We start from the raw sequence: 14,182 nt of genomic DNA on the forward strand, positions 1-14,182 counted from the left end.
ACCTCTGCAAGGATTGCACCTGTCCCTTTTATGACGAAAGGCGACATTCACTTATACGGAAATTAATGTTTTTTTGACCAAGATTAGTACGCAAGCTTGTGTGCTTCGTCTATTCTTGTGATTGATTTTCACCCTTAACTGATTTTATCAGACAAATTTACAGGTAGTCATTCATGTCTAAGCTAGTTTTAGTTTTAAACTGCGGTAGTTCTTCTCTTAAATTCGCTGTTGTTGACGCAGAAAACGGTGACGAGCATCTAACAGGTCTTGCAGAGTGTCTGCACCTTCCTGAAGCTCGCATCAAGTGGAAACTTGACGGCAAACACGAAGCTCAGCTAGGTAATGGCTCGGCTCACGAAGAAGCGCTAGCGTTCATGGTAGAAACTATTCTTGCTTCTAAGCCAGAACTTGCTGAAAACCTAGCAGCAGTTGGTCACCGTGTTGTACACGGCGGCGAGAAGTTCACTCAGTCTGCGCTAATCACTGACGACGTACTAAAAGGTATCGAAGACTGTGCTGCTCTAGCACCACTTCACAACCCAGCTGCGATCATCGGTATCAAGGCGGCTCAAAAGTCATTCCCTGGCCTACCAATGTCTGCTGTATTTGATACTGCATTCCACCAAACAATGCCTCAAGAGTCTTACCTATACGCTCTACCGTACAACCTATACGAAGAGCACGGCATCCGTCGTTACGGCATGCACGGTACTTCTCACCTGTTCATCGCTCGCGAAGTAGCTGAGCAACTAGGCAAGCCTGCTGATGAAGTAAACATCATCAACTGTCACCTAGGTAACGGTGCATCTGTTTGTGCAATCAAGAACGGTAAATCTGTAGACACTTCTATGGGTCTTACTCCTCTTGAAGGTCTAGTAATGGGTACTCGTTGTGGTGACATCGATCCTGCGATCATCTTCCACCTACACGATTCTCTAGGTTACTCTGTTGAAGAAATCAACAACATGCTAACTAAAGAGTCAGGCCTAGCTGGTCTAACTGCAGTTTCTCCAGACTGTCGTTTTGTTGAAGACAACTACGGTAAAGAAGAAGCAGCAACTCGCGCGATGGACGTAATGTGCCACCGCCTAGCGAAATACATCGCTGGCTACACTGCAACTCTTGACGGTCGTCTAGACGCTATCGTATTCACTGGTGGTATCGGTGAAAACGGCGCTCCAATCCGTGAACTAGTACTTAACCGCCTAGGCATCTTCGGTATCGAAGTTGACGGCGAAGCTAACCTTAAAGCTCGCTTCGGTGGTGAAGGTGTTATCACTACTGCTGACAGCCGCATCCCTGCGATGGTTATCTCTACTAACGAAGAGCTAGTAATCGCTGAAGACACTGCACGTCTAGCAGGTCTTTAATCAAGATTTTTACCGCTAGCTCATCCGGGCTAGCGGTATTTTGATACAAAAATGGGGCTCAGCTTCTATTCCTATTCCTACCCTCCAATAGGAATATGAAGTTGAGCTTTTTTAATCCAATAGCTAAAGGTACTTATACGAATGTCTCGTACTATTATGCTTATCCCTACTAGTGCTGGTGTTGGTCTAACTAGCGCAAGCATGGGTGTTCTTCGCGCAATGGAGCGCAAAGGCGTTAAGGTTTCTTTCTACAAACCAATCTCTCAACCACGCTCTGGTGGTGATCAACCGGATCTAACTTCAACTATCGTTGGCGTAAACAGCGATGTTAAGATCGGTCAACCTCTAGCGATGTCTGTTGCTGAAAGCCTAATCGGTAACGACAACATGGACGAGCTACTAGAAACTGTTGTTGAGCGTTACAACCAGATCAACAAAGATGCTGACGTAACACTTATCGAAGGTCTAGTACCAACTCGTAAGCACCCATTCGCTAACCAAGTGAACGCAGAAATCGCGGCTACACTTGGCGCTGAGATTGTACTTGTTGCAACTCCGGGTACTGACAACCCAGCTCAACTTAAAGAGCGCATCGAAGTAGCGTGTTCTAACTTCGGAGGCACTAAGAACAAAAACATCTCTGGTGTTATTATCAACAAGCTTAACGCTCCAGTTGATGAAGCAGGCCGTACTCGGCCTGACCTATCTGAAATCTTTGACGACTCAGACAGCGCTCAGCAAAGCGAACTAAAAGTAATGGAGATCTTCAACACTTCTCCAATCCGTGTACTTGGTTGTGTGCCTTGGAGCATCGAGCTAATCGCGACTCGTGCTGCAGACATGGCTTCTCACCTAAACGCTGAAATCATCAACGAAGGTGAACTGAACACTCGTCGTATCAAGAGCATCACGTTCTGTGCGCGTTCACTGCCTCACATGATTGAGCACTTCAAGCCAGGTTCACTACTAGTAACTTCGGCTGACCGTCCGGACGTAATCGTTGCAGCAGCACTAGCAGCAATGAACGGCGTTGAGATCGGTGCGGTTCTTCTAACTGGCGGCTACGATATCCCTGCGGAAATCGAAGAGTTAATTAAACCAGCTCTAGAAAGCGGTCTACCAATCTTCAAAGCGCAAGGTAACACTTGGCAGACATCTCTAAACCTACAGAGCTTCAGCCTAGAAGTTCCTGCTGACGATAAAGAACGTATCGAGTTCATCAACGAACACGTTGCGGGTCACATCGACGGTAACTGGATCGAGTCTATGACTGAAGGTACTCAGAAGTCTCGCCGTCTAAGCCCACCAGCATTCCGTTACCAGCTAACTGAATTCGCTCGTAAAGCAGCTAAGCGTATCGTTCTTCCTGAAGGTGACGAGCCACGTACAGTTAAAGCTGCGGCTATCTGTGCTGAGCGCGGTATCGCTGAATGTGTACTTCTAGGTAACCCTGAAGAGATCAAACGTGTTGCTGCACAGCAAGGCGTTGAGCTAGGTGCTGGCGTTAAGATCATCAACTCTGACGAAGTACGTGAAAACTACGTTGCTCGTCTAGTTGAACTACGTGGCGCGAAAGGCATGACTGAAGTTGTTGCTCGCGAGAAGCTACAAGATTCAGTATTCCTAGGCACAATGATGCTTGAGAACGACGAAGTTGACGGCCTAGTTTCTGGTGCTGTTCACACGACTGCGAACACTATCGTTCCTCCGTTCCAAATCATCAAGACTGCACCTGATGCGTCTATCGTATCTTCTGTATTCTTCATGCTGCTACCTGACCAAGTACTGGTTTACGGTGACTGTGCGATCAACCCAGATCCAACAGCAGAACAGCTTGCTGAAATCGCTATCCAATCTGCTGATTCTGCAGCAGCATTCGGTATCGAACCTCGCGTTGCTATGATCTCTTACTCTACTGGTGAATCTGGCAAGGGTGCAGACGTAGATAAAGTACGTGAAGCGACGAAACTTGCTCAAGAGAAACGTCCAGATCTAGTAATTGACGGCCCTCTACAATATGACGCGGCTATCATGGAAAACGTTGCAGCTTCTAAAGCTCCAAACTCTCCAGTAGCAGGTAAAGCGACTGTATTCGTATTCCCAGATCTAAACACTGGTAACACGACTTACAAAGCTGTACAGCGTTCAGCAGACCTAGTATCTATCGGTCCAATGCTTCAAGGTATGCGTAAGCCAGTAAACGACCTGTCTCGCGGCGCTCTAGTTGACGACATCGTTTACACAGTTGCTCTAACAGCGATCCAAGCTGACCAAGCTGCTCAAGCTGAAGAAAAAGTAGTTAACTAATTCTCTTTTTCAGAAAGCAAAAACCCTAGATGATTATCTAGGGTTTTTTTATGCCTGAAGAAAAGCGAATTAATTAATGATTCTAACCGCGCCCATGAGGTGACTCTATGTCCAGCTCAGGACCTTTTGGTACCACTTGTGTTGGGTTGATGCCTGTATGGCTGTAGTAATAGTGACGTTTGATGTGGTAGAAATCCGTCGTCTCTTTAACACCCTTAACTTGGTAAAGCTCTTTCATATAGCCATTCAGATGTAGGTAATCAGCAATACGTTTTTTATTACATTTGAAGTGCCCTACATACACAGCATCAAAACGAATCAGAGTCGTGAACAAACGCCAATCCGCTTCGGTAATTGTATCTCCAGCTAAGTAACGACTTTTTGCTAGGTGTGCATCGACTTTATCCAGAGCAGCAAATAATCCTTCATATGCTTCTTCGTAAGCCTCTTGGGTAGTCGCAAAGCCACAACGGTAAACACCATTGTTGATGTTCGGATAAATAAAATCATTCCATTCATCGATCGCGTGGCGAAGTGCAGGTGGGTAGTAATCATCGTCATTACCCGTTAGGTCGTTAAACGCAGAGTTGAACATGCGAATGATCTCTGATGACTCATTACTCACGATAGTGTTGGTTTTCTTATCCCACAACACGGGCACCGTAACGCGCCCAGTATAATCCGGCTTAGCTTGTGTGTAGATTTGGTGTAGACGGGTATGACCAAACAATGGTTCAGGCAACCCCATCTGCCAGCCTTCACTCATCATGTCAGGGCATACAACGGTGACATCGATATGTCCAGTTAGGCCTTTAAGCTCGCGGAAAATAAGTGTTCTATGTGCCCAAGGACAAGCCAGAGAAACATACAGATGGTAACGTCCACTTTCGGGTTGAAACGGCGCGTCTGCGCGGTTCTCTATCCAGCTACGAAAGCCTGCATCTTCACGAACGAACTTTCCATTGCTTGCCTTAGTGTCGTACCAGACATCATGCCACTCACCTTGTATTAACTTACCCATTTTGAACCCCTTCATATCCGAACTTTTTATACCAAACACAACCAGTATAAAAAAAGCCAACTTTTTCAAAACTAGAAGAAGTTGGCTTAGTTGTTCGAATTATTTGAATAAGCGCTACAGACAAAAAAAGCGTGACCGTTTGACCAGCCACGCTTAAGCCTGTCACAGGCTGAATTACGTTTTATTAAACCTGAACATGAAGACAAGATACCGCGTGAACGTCGTTACCTTGAATCTTAGGTTTTGTTTCTGCACACGCCTCTGTCGCTTGAGGGCAACGAGTACGGAATACACAACCTGATGGTGGGTTGATTGGTGATGGTAGATCACCTTCCAACATCTGAATTGTCTTGCTGCGCTCAATACGAGGATCCGGGATTGGAACTGCAGACATCAGTGCCTTGGTGTATGGGTGTTTAGGATCAGAGAACAGTGCATCTGATTCACCTAGCTCAACAGCATTACCTAGGTACATTACCAATACACGGTCAGAGATGTGCTTAACCACTGACAAATCGTGCGCGATGAATACCAGTGAAAGACCTAGCTCTTTTTGCAGCTCTTTCAGAAGGTTAACAACTTGTGCTTGGATAGATACGTCAAGTGCCGAAACCGGTTCGTCACAGATGATCATCTTAGGCTTCAAGATAAGTGCACGCGCGATACCGATACGCTGACACTGACCACCAGAGAATTCATGCGGGTAACGGTTAATGACGTTTGGTAGTAGACCTACCTTCGCCATCATCTCTTTAACGCGGTCCTTTACTTCCTGCTTAGAAAGTTCTGGGTAGAACGTCTCTAGCGGCTCAGCAATAATGTCACCTACTGACATACGCGGGTTAAGCGATGCAAGTGGGTCTTGGAAAATCATCTGAATCTCTTTACGAGTTTCACGACGTTGAATCTCTTCCATTTTTGTTAGGTCTTGACCTAACCACATTACTTCACCGTCTGTTGCTTCAACCAAACCGATGATTGCACGAGCAAATGTTGACTTACCACAACCTGACTCACCCACTACGCCCAGCGTCTCGCCTTCGTAAAGGTGGATATCAACGCCATCAACCGCTTTAAGGTTAGAAGGCTTAGCCCAAGGCCATGCCGATTTAGCAGCGATGCTAAAGTGAACCTTAAGGTCTTTAATGTCTAATAGTAATTGCTTATCTACACTCATTTTTTCCAAGCCTCCCAATCAGAAAAACATGCACGTTGACGGTCATTTCCGAATGGCGTCAGAATCGGTGCTTCTTGCTTACAACGGTCCATTACACGATGACAGCGGTCTTGGTAAGGACAGCCTGGTGGTAGACGAAGTAAGTTTGGCGGGTTGCCTGGGATAGTCGGAAGAATCTCACCTTCAGTATCTAGACGAGGAATCGCTTTCAACAGACCTTCCGCATATGGGTGGCTTGGGTTGTAGAAGATTTCATCTACAGTGCCGTATTCCATGGTACGACCTGCGTACATCACAAGTACTTTGTCACAAGAACCCGCAACAACACCCAAATCATGGGTAATCATGATGATTGCTGTGTTGAACTCATCTTTCAGTTCGTTCAGCAACTCCATGATTTGCGCCTGAATGGTTACGTCCAGTGCTGTTGTCGGCTCATCGGCGATAAGCAGCTTAGGACGACAAAGTAGCGCCATTGCAATCATTACACGCTGACGCATACCGCCAGAGAATTCGTGTGGGTACATGGTAATACGCTTACGCGCTTCTGGAATCTTAACGGCTTCAAGCATACGTACAGATTCTTCGAATGCTTCTGCTTTGCCCATGCCTTTATGCAGCATCAGCACTTCCATCAACTGATCGCTTACCTTCATGTAAGGGTTAAGCGAAGTCATTGGATCTTGGAAGATCATCGCGATCTGTTCAGCACGAACTTTGTTTAGCTCTTTTTCTGGAAGGTTAAGAATCTCTTTACCTTCAAATTTTGCACTACCAGAGATGATGCCGTTTTTTGCCAGCAACCCCATGATAGAGAATACAGTCTGTGATTTACCTGAACCTGACTCACCTACGATACCTAGCGTTTCGCCTTGGTTAAGTGAGAAGTTCAAGTCATTTACTGCGGTTACGATACCATCTTGAGTGGTAAATTCGACGCGCAGGTCTTTGACATCTAATAAGCTCATCATTGCTTCCTTAATCTTTTATAGCTTTTATATTTTTATTTGCTATTTAGTTTATCTGTCTTTTGGATCAAGCGCGTCGCGCAGGCCATCACCTACATAGTTAAAGCAGAACAGCGTAACTACCATGAATGCTGCAGGGAATGCCAGTTGCCAGATAGCAACTTCCATCGTCTGCGAACCTTCTTGAAGCAGTGCGCCCCAGCTTGTCATAGGCTCTTGAACACCAAGACCAAGGAAAGATAGGAATGATTCCGTCAGGATCATGCTTGGGATAAGTAGAGTTGAGTAAACCGCTACGATACCCAGTACGTTTGGAACGATGTGACGTGTAATGATCTTCCATTTGCTTACACCACATACGTGAGCAGCTTCAATGAACTCTTTACTACGTAGGCTCAGCGTTTGACCACGTACAATACGCGCCATATCAAGCCAAGCAATCGCACCGATCGCAACGAAGATAAGTACAATATTACGACCAAAGAAGGTTACTAGTACGATAACTAGGAACATGAATGGAACCGCGTACAAGATCTCAAGGATACGCATCATCACTCGGTCAGTACGACCGCCAATGAAGCCTGAAGCTGCACCGTAAAGCGTACCAATCAATACCGCTACGAATGCACCCATCACACCAACCATCAACGAGATACGGCCGCCAATGAGAGTACGTACGTAAAGGTCACGACCTAAGCTATCAGTACCAAACCAGTGGTCAGCGTTTGGACCAACGTGCATTGCATACCAGTCAGTATCGTCATAAGTGTATTGAGCCAGCATTGGTAGGAAGATAACCGCCAATACCATCAGTGTTAGAATAAACAGGCTCACCATTGCAGCTTTGTTGCGCATAAAACGAATACGCGCATCTTGCCACAAACTACGACCTTCAATTTCTAAGTTCTCAGAGAACTTTTCGATCGCTTCTAAATTTTCTTTTTTCTTCAACATAACCATGCGTCCCTGTTAGTAGCGAATTTTCGGGTCAATAACCGCTAGCAAAATATCAACAATTGCGTTGAATAAGATGAATAGGAAACCAATCAAGATGGTTACACCCATTACTAACGAGTAGTCACGGTTAAACGCAGCGTTCACGAACAGCTTACCGATACCCGGTAGGCCGAAGATGGTTTCAACAACCACCGAACCTGTGATGATACCTACGAATGCCGGGCCCATGTACGAAACAACAGGCAGCATCGCTGGCTTAAGCGCATGTTTAAGAATGATGTAACGGTAGCTTAGACCCTTAGCACGAGCGGTACGGATAAAGTTACTGTTAAGAGTTTCGATCATGCTACCACGAGTAATACGAGCGAACGTTGCAACGTATAGAAGCGACATTGCGATTACAGGCAGAACGAGGTAAATAAAGGTACCACCATGCCAGCCACCTGCCGGGAAGATGTTCCAGTGAAGCGAGAATAGGTAAATCAGAGCGGGTGCCAATACAAAGGATGGCATTACAACCCCGAGCATGGCGGTCGACATTATGGTGTAGTCGATCCAGGTATTATGCTTCAAGGCGGCTATGGTTCCGACCGATACCCCCATAATCAGCGTAAAGATAAAGGCAACGAAACCAACCTTCGCAGAAACAGGTAGTGCTACTGCGATCAGCTCATTTACTGTGTAATCTTGGTACTTAAACGAAGGACCGAAGTCGCCTTGCAGAATGTTCGTTAAGTATGTTGTGTATTGCTCAAATACTGGTTTATCTAAACCGTATTTAGCTTCGATGTTCGCCATAACTTCTGGCGGTAATGGACGCTCGCTTGAAAACGGGTTACCCGGTGCGAAACGCATAAGAAAGAAAGATATAGTGATCAACACCAACATTGTTGGGATCGCTTCAAATATCCTTTTCATAATGAATTTAAGCATAAACTCACTCTTTCAGTCTGTGACAATTAAAATTAGAAAGACGCTACATGCGCGCCCTGCGCATGTAGTGTCTGTATCGTTATATTTTTATATTAACTTTCTAGAATCGAAGCGCAGATTACTGAGCTTTGATGTAGAGGTCTTTAGAGAAGATTTTCTCTTCCGCGTTTTCAGCTGGGAAACCACCAACTTGCGGAGAAAGTAGACGTGAACGCACGTATTGGTAAATCGGTGCGATTGGCATATCGTCAGCCATCATCTTCTCTGCTTCTAGGTAGATAGCTTTACGCTCTTCTTCAGAAGTAGATTTCAGTGCTTTGTCGATAAGAGCATCGTATTCTGCGTTGCCCCAGTGCTGACCACCTGTTGTGTTCGCACTTACCATTAGAGTTAGGAATGAAGATGCTTCGTTGTAGTCACCACACCAACCAGCACGTGCAACTTCGAAGTCACCTTGATCTTTAGAATCTAGGTATGTTTTCCACTCTTGGTTCTCAAGAGTTACTTTCAGGCCTAGAGTCTTCTTCCACATAGAACCAAGTGCTACCGCAATCTTCTTGTGGTTTTCGTTGGTGTTGTATAGAAGAGTGAATTCTAGAGGGTTGCTCTTACCGTAACCTGCTTCTTCAAGAAGACGTGCAGCTTCTGCGTTACGCTCTTTCTGAGATAGCTCACCGTAAGCAGCCATTTCTGGATCGAAGTTAGCTGTGATTTCAGGAGTTAGGAAGTAAGCTGGTTTTTGGCCTTGGCCAAGGATAGCACCCGATACGATGTCACGGTCGATAGCGTAAGAGATCGCTTTACGAACACGTACGTCGTTGAATGGTTCTTTCTTCGTGTTGAAAGAGTAGTAGTAAGTACACAGGCTACCTTCAACAGATACAGAATCTGCATGTTCTTTCTTCAGACGCTTAAAGTGCTCAGTTGGCAGCGTTGAAGTGAAGTGGATCTCACCAGATAGGAAACGGTTCATTTCCGCTACTTGGTTTTCGATCGGTAGGAAAGTAACTTTGTTTAGGACAGTTTTGTCGTTGTCCCAGTAGTTTGTGTTACGAACCATTTCTAGACGCTCGTTCACAACCCAGTTGTTTACTTTGAACGCGCCGTTACCAACGAAGTTTTCTGGTTTAGTCCATTGATCACCAAACTTCTCAACCGTTGCTTGGTGTACTGGCTTCATTGTTGTGTGGCCAGTCATCATTACGAAGTATGGTACTGCTGTTTCTAGCTCAACAACAAGAGTCTTATCGTCTAGTGCTTTAACGCCTAGTTCGCTCTTGTCTTTCTTACCAGCAATGATGTCTTTCGCGTTCACCATCTTCGTGTACTCCATGTACCAAGAGTATGGTGATGCTGTTGCTGGATCTACCGCACGCTGGAAGCTGTAAACGAAATCGCCAGCAGTTACTGGGTCGCCGTTAGACCATTTTGCGTCGTCGCGTAGGTGGAAAGTGAAAGTTTTGTTGTCAGATGTTTCCCAGCTTTTTGCTACGCCAGGAATAGTGTTGCCGTCCGCGTCTTGATTCACTAGACCTTCTAGTAGGTCACGAATTACGTGAGACTCTGGTACACCTTGAGATTTGTGTGGGTCGATTGTTGCAACTTCAGTACCGTTACCACGAACGAGTTCCTGAACCTTTGCCAATTTTGTACCCGCTGGAACGTCCGCAGCGATTGATGTAGTAGAAGTGGCAGCCACTGCCAGACCAGCACCTAGAAGAAGGGCCTGAGTGATTTTATTCTTGTACATGCATAAACTCCAAGTTTTTGTATTGCATCCATGACTTCTTTGCTTGGTTCACTGAACGGTTAGTGATTTAGATTTATTTAGCTCAATTTTTGAGCATAAAAACCTAAAACCTTACAAAGATTGCGGCACACACTATCAATCATTGAATTAATTTGCCATAAAGAACTAGCAAAAAATCGGATAATTCTCCGAAATACTCAATGATTCAGCGATAAACTCTAATAAAAACGTAATTTATAGCTATTTAAATACGATGTATTATTAAAAGTCAGCCGTAAATGTTGATATATCTGTTTTGATACTTATTTTTAGCATCTTATGCTAGAACAACCCTGACAAATTAACATTATTGCCACATGAAAGCTAATCGGGCATCACATATCACCTAAGTTGCTTACGTTAATTGTGAGGATTATCACTCTATAAAAAGCAGAACAAATAGCTGCTTAGTGAATTATATTGGTGTAACAAATTGTTTTAATCAGTTTATATGCGTATTTATTCACACAAACCTACTGCATCTTTTGGTTAATTATTCTTCAGGTAAAAAAAAACCGACTCAAAGAGTCGGTTTTCGAACATCAAAATAGGTGTTTATTTCTGCCAACGTTCAGCGGCTTTCGCGTCTGAATCACGAGATTCTACCCAACGGGTTGCCTCGGTTGTACGCTCTTTTTTCCAGAACGGTGCCTTAGTTTTCAGGTAATCCATGACAAATTCGCACGCTTCAAACGCGGCACCTCGGTGAGCACTAGACACACCAACATATACAATCTGATCACCAATATCGAGGTCACCCACTCGGTGGATAACACGCATTTTTTGAATTGGCCAGCGGGCTTCTGCTTGATCACAAATCTCGCTTAAGGACTTTTCAGTCATACCAGGGTAGTGCTCTAGAGATAAGCCAATAACGTTATCCCCTAAGTTCATGTCACGAACCTTACCCACGAAAGTTACCACTGCCCCCGCTGAGGTGCCTTGAGCCAGAAAGTCGTACTCGTCAGCAACTGAAAAGTCTTCAGCTGTCACTAATACTCTTGAGTCCATCGCTAGCCTCCGGTTACTGGTGGAAAGAATGCAACTTCGTCACCATCTTTCACTTTAGTACTTAGAGGAACAATCGACTGATTCAGAGCCGCCAAAAGCTTGCCCTCTTCCAAAGCGATGTCCCACTTCCCCTCTTGCTGAACAAGGTGGCTGCGAATCGCTTCGATAGTGTTAAAGCTTGCGTCAACCTCTACGCTGTCTACACCCACCAATTCGCGAGTTTGTGCAAAGAAAAGAACTGTAATCATCATTCCGCCTTAAAGTGGCCTGACTTGCCACCCGTTTTTTCTAGCAAGCGTACCTGATCGATCACCATGTCTTTTTGTACCGCTTTACACATGTCGTAAATGGTTAAAGCCGCTACAGAAGCTGCAGTCAGTGCTTCCATCTCAACGCCGGTTTTACCCGCCAGTTTACAAACAGACTCGATGCGTACCTTGTTTTCTTCAACAACTGGTTCAAGTTGAACTTCAACCTTTGATAGTAGCAACGGATGACAAAGTGGAATCAAGTCCCAAGTTTTCTTTGCGGCTTGAATACCAGCAATACGCGCTGTCGCAAACACATCACCTTTATGGTGGCTGCCCGACATAATCAACTCAAGCGTCTCAGGCGCCATATGAACAAAAGCTTCTGCACGTGCTTCACGCACTGTTTCTGCTTTTGCCGACACATCGACCATGTTTGCTTCGCCCGAAGCGTTAATGTGAGTAAATTGACTCATAATCACCTGCCTTATACAGAAAGGTGTGGCATGAAGTTACATGGTCGGTGGCTAGCATCAAGTTGTTGTTTGATGATTTTTGTCCAGCCTGTACGACATGCACCCGTTGAACCAGGCATTGCAAAGATCACTGTGTGGTTAGCAAAACCCGCAATCGCACGTGATTGAATCGTCGATGTACCGATCTCTTCGTAAGAAACCTGACGGAATAGCTCACCAAAACCTTCTACTTCTTTATCGAAAAGCGGTTTTAATGCTTCTGGAGTACTATCGCGAGAAGTAAATCCAGTACCACCGGTGATCATAATTGCTTGTACTGTTTCATCGGCAATCCACTTAGAAACGATTGCACGGATCTTGTACATGTCATCAATCACGATCTGCTTGTCGACAACGTTATGACCCGCTTCTTGAGCGTTTTCTGCCAAGTAACGACCTGATGTATCGTTCTCTTCTGTACGAGTGTCTGAAACGGTTAGTACTGCGATATTTGCAGGTTGGAATTTACTCTCTGCGTGACCCATTTGTTCACCTATTCTATCTATTTCAATGATTATACTGAATCACCTAGCTTATCTAAGCTAGGTGATTAAATGTTGTTGATGTGGGAGCTTAGCCGCCAATGGAGGCAAGGTGCGGTGTCATGCCGCTGTTGCCATCATGGAGAAAGTGACTCACTGACTTGGTCTGTAGCTCGGCCTGAATACGTGCGATGAGCGCGTCTTCTTGTTCATCCTCTTGGAGAAGATCACGCAGCTCAACACCATGGTCCCCAAAGAGACACAGATGAAGCTTGCCGGTCGCAGACACGCGCAAGCGGTTACAGCTTTCGCAGAAGTCTTTCTCATAAGGCATGATCAAACCAATCTCACCCTTATAGTCTGGGTGGACAAATACCTGTGCAGGTCCGTCATTCACGGCTTTGACTTTCAAAAGCCAACCGTTGGCGATCAGATGGTTTCTAATGGCAACGCCTGATACATGGTGTTTATCAAACAGATCGTCCATTTCGCCGGTTTGCATCAGCTCAATAAACCGCAGTTGGATAGGTTTGTCTTTGATCCAGTTGAGGAATGAAGGCAGCTCTTGGCTATTAAGATCTTTCATCAACACTACGTTGACTTTGATCTGCTCATAACCGACTTCGAACGCTTTATCGATACCACGCATCACCTCGGTAAACTTATTCTCACCTGTGATTTGGTGAAACATGCGCGAGTCTAAACTATCGACGCTGACGTTAATGTTCGTTAGACCAGCTTCACGCCACTGCGCTACCTGTTTCTCCATCCGATAACCGTTGGTGGTGGTTGCCACTTTTTGGATGCCTGGAGTGCTAGCTACTGTATCAATAATTTCAGTGAAATCTTTACGTAGGCTTGGCTCGCCACCAGTAATACGAATCTTGGAGGTACCACAATCTGCAAACGCTCTTACGATACGTTTGATCTCGGGAACACTGAGAAAAGACGAGTTTTTTTGACCCGAAGGCTTATAGCCATCAGGTAAGCAATACGTACATTTAAAGTTACAGACATCTGTAACTGACAAGCGCAAGTAATAAAACTTGCGATGGAATCTATCTTCGAATTGTTGCGCCACGGAACACCTTTCCAAACACGGGAGGCATAATCATTTCCAATTAAGCCCTTGTGACAACATGTCACTGGCTCTCAACGCTTATCAATACAGCAAAATACCACTGTGCGACTTAGCATGTAAGAGCTCGGAGTTATGGCAACTACGGTACACTGAGGCACGCGTAGCAGCTGCGTATAAAATACTTAATAATTGTGTGTGAATCTAGTTCTGTTGCCAAAAAAACGAACCTTAACAGCAAAAAAACCGCACCAGACCCTCAAAATAACTCTTGTTGAGTATCTGCCTATAAGCATTTACCCTAAATTATAGTTGGTAATAATCTA

13 protein-coding genes and 1 riboswitch are annotated in these 14,182 nt (G+C 45.1%); of the genes, 2 read left to right on the forward strand and 11 right to left on the reverse strand.

Features of this window, described 5'->3' with window-relative positions:
• Positions 1–173: 173 nt before the first annotated feature.
• Together FIV04_RS10000 and pta are read left to right on the forward strand one after the other, a co-directional pair.
• Positions 174–1,370 carry an acetate kinase gene (locus FIV04_RS10000; RefSeq protein ID WP_152469046.1) on the forward strand — a complete coding sequence of 399 codons (1,197 nt, stop codon included), beginning with the start codon at positions 174–176 and terminating at the stop codon, positions 1,368–1,370.
• 141 nt (positions 1,371–1,511) lie between these two features.
• Positions 1,512–3,677 (forward strand): phosphate acetyltransferase, encoded by a 2,166-nt coding sequence (gene pta, locus FIV04_RS10005; protein WP_032552013.1) that lies wholly within the window; start codon positions 1,512–1,514, stop codon positions 3,675–3,677.
• Positions 3,678–3,759: 82 nt separating this feature from the next.
• Here the strand turns inward: pta and FIV04_RS10010 are convergent, their stop codons facing one another.
• The 11 genes from FIV04_RS10010 to moaA all read right to left on the reverse strand — a co-directional run bounded on the left by FIV04_RS10010 (position 3,760) and on the right by moaA (position 13,859).
• Positions 3,760–4,698: a glutathione S-transferase family protein gene (locus FIV04_RS10010; protein ID WP_152469047.1), complete on the reverse strand. Its 939-nt coding sequence runs from the start codon at positions 4,696–4,698 to the stop codon at positions 3,760–3,762.
• Between the two features lie 184 nt (positions 4,699–4,882).
• On the reverse strand, positions 4,883–5,875 hold the full coding sequence (oppF, locus tag FIV04_RS10015; RefSeq protein WP_275665674.1) for a murein tripeptide/oligopeptide ABC transporter ATP binding protein OppF: 993 nt from the start codon (positions 5,873–5,875) through the stop codon (positions 4,883–4,885).
• A complete protein-coding gene (locus FIV04_RS10020) occupies positions 5,872–6,843 on the reverse strand; it encodes an ABC transporter ATP-binding protein (RefSeq protein WP_032552010.1) in 972 nt (323 codons plus the stop codon). Before FIV04_RS10020 ends, oppF begins: the two co-directional genes overlap by 4 nt.
• Positions 6,844–6,894: 51 nt before the next feature.
• The gene (gene oppC / locus FIV04_RS10025; protein WP_032552009.1) at positions 6,895–7,797 is read right to left on the reverse strand and encodes an oligopeptide ABC transporter permease OppC; all 903 of its coding nucleotides are present in this window, start codon (positions 7,795–7,797) and stop codon (positions 6,895–6,897) included.
• Positions 7,798–7,812: 15 nt separating this feature from the next.
• Positions 7,813–8,733: an oligopeptide ABC transporter permease OppB gene (gene oppB, locus FIV04_RS10030; RefSeq protein ID WP_032552008.1), complete on the reverse strand. Its 921-nt coding sequence runs from the start codon at positions 8,731–8,733 to the stop codon at positions 7,813–7,815.
• A 118-nt stretch (positions 8,734–8,851) separates the two neighbouring features.
• Positions 8,852–10,483: an ABC transporter substrate-binding protein gene (locus FIV04_RS10035; RefSeq protein WP_032552007.1), complete on the reverse strand. Its 1,632-nt coding sequence runs from the start codon at positions 10,481–10,483 to the stop codon at positions 8,852–8,854.
• 594 nt (positions 10,484–11,077) lie between these two features.
• Complete coding sequence (gene moaE / locus FIV04_RS10040) at positions 11,078–11,533, reverse strand: molybdopterin synthase catalytic subunit MoaE (protein WP_032552006.1); 456 nt, start codon at positions 11,531–11,533, stop codon at positions 11,078–11,080.
• A gap of 2 nt (positions 11,534–11,535) precedes the next feature.
• A complete protein-coding gene (gene moaD / locus FIV04_RS10045) occupies positions 11,536–11,781 on the reverse strand; it encodes a molybdopterin synthase sulfur carrier subunit (RefSeq protein WP_152469048.1) in 246 nt (81 codons plus the stop codon).
• On the reverse strand, positions 11,781–12,257 hold the full coding sequence (gene moaC / locus FIV04_RS10050; protein ID WP_032552004.1) for a cyclic pyranopterin monophosphate synthase MoaC: 477 nt from the start codon (positions 12,255–12,257) through the stop codon (positions 11,781–11,783). The genes moaD and moaC overlap by 1 nt, the downstream gene beginning before the upstream one ends.
• An 11-nt stretch (positions 12,258–12,268) precedes the next feature.
• Positions 12,269–12,781 carry a molybdenum cofactor biosynthesis protein B gene (gene moaB, locus FIV04_RS10055; protein WP_150868996.1) on the reverse strand — a complete coding sequence of 171 codons (513 nt, stop codon included), beginning with the start codon at positions 12,779–12,781 and terminating at the stop codon, positions 12,269–12,271.
• An 88-nt stretch (positions 12,782–12,869) separates the two neighbouring features.
• A complete protein-coding gene (gene moaA, locus FIV04_RS10060; RefSeq protein ID WP_032552002.1) occupies positions 12,870–13,859 on the reverse strand; it encodes a GTP 3',8-cyclase MoaA in 990 nt (329 codons plus the stop codon).
• Positions 13,848–14,001, reverse strand: a riboswitch (molybdenum cofactor riboswitch). It overlaps the preceding gene by 12 nt.
• Positions 14,002–14,182 lie beyond the last annotated feature (181 nt).

This window comes from Vibrio sp. THAF190c, assembly GCF_009363355.1.
Lineage (GTDB): Bacteria > Pseudomonadota > Gammaproteobacteria > Enterobacterales > Vibrionaceae > Vibrio > Vibrio fortis_A.

What these genes read in the sequence shown, in the direction of transcription:
- FIV04_RS10000 (WP_152469046.1), top strand. Translation starts at nt 174, where the DNA reads ATGTCTAAGCTAGTTTTAGTTTTAAACTGCGGTAGTTCTTCTCTTAAA.
- pta (WP_032552013.1), top strand. Translation starts at nt 1,512, where the DNA reads ATGTCTCGTACTATTATGCTTATCCCTACTAGTGCTGGTGTTGGTCTA.
- FIV04_RS10010 (WP_152469047.1), bottom strand. Translation starts at nt 4,698, where the DNA reads ATGGGTAAGTTAATACAAGGTGAGTGGCATGATGTCTGGTACGACACT.
- oppF (WP_275665674.1), bottom strand. Translation starts at nt 5,875, where the DNA reads ATGAGTGTAGATAAGCAATTACTATTAGACATTAAAGACCTTAAGGTT.
- FIV04_RS10020 (WP_032552010.1), bottom strand. Translation starts at nt 6,843, where the DNA reads ATGAGCTTATTAGATGTCAAAGACCTGCGCGTCGAATTTACCACTCAA.
- oppC (WP_032552009.1), bottom strand. Translation starts at nt 7,797, where the DNA reads ATGTTGAAGAAAAAAGAAAATTTAGAAGCGATCGAAAAGTTCTCTGAG.
- oppB (WP_032552008.1), bottom strand. Translation starts at nt 8,733, where the DNA reads ATGCTTAAATTCATTATGAAAAGGATATTTGAAGCGATCCCAACAATG.
- FIV04_RS10035 (WP_032552007.1), bottom strand. Translation starts at nt 10,483, where the DNA reads ATGTACAAGAATAAAATCACTCAGGCCCTTCTTCTAGGTGCTGGTCTG.
- moaE (WP_032552006.1), bottom strand. Translation starts at nt 11,533, where the DNA reads ATGGACTCAAGAGTATTAGTGACAGCTGAAGACTTTTCAGTTGCTGAC.
- moaD (WP_152469048.1), bottom strand. Translation starts at nt 11,781, where the DNA reads ATGATTACAGTTCTTTTCTTTGCACAAACTCGCGAATTGGTGGGTGTA.
- moaC (WP_032552004.1), bottom strand. Translation starts at nt 12,257, where the DNA reads ATGAGTCAATTTACTCACATTAACGCTTCGGGCGAAGCAAACATGGTC.
- moaB (WP_150868996.1), bottom strand. Translation starts at nt 12,781, where the DNA reads ATGGGTCACGCAGAGAGTAAATTCCAACCTGCAAATATCGCAGTACTA.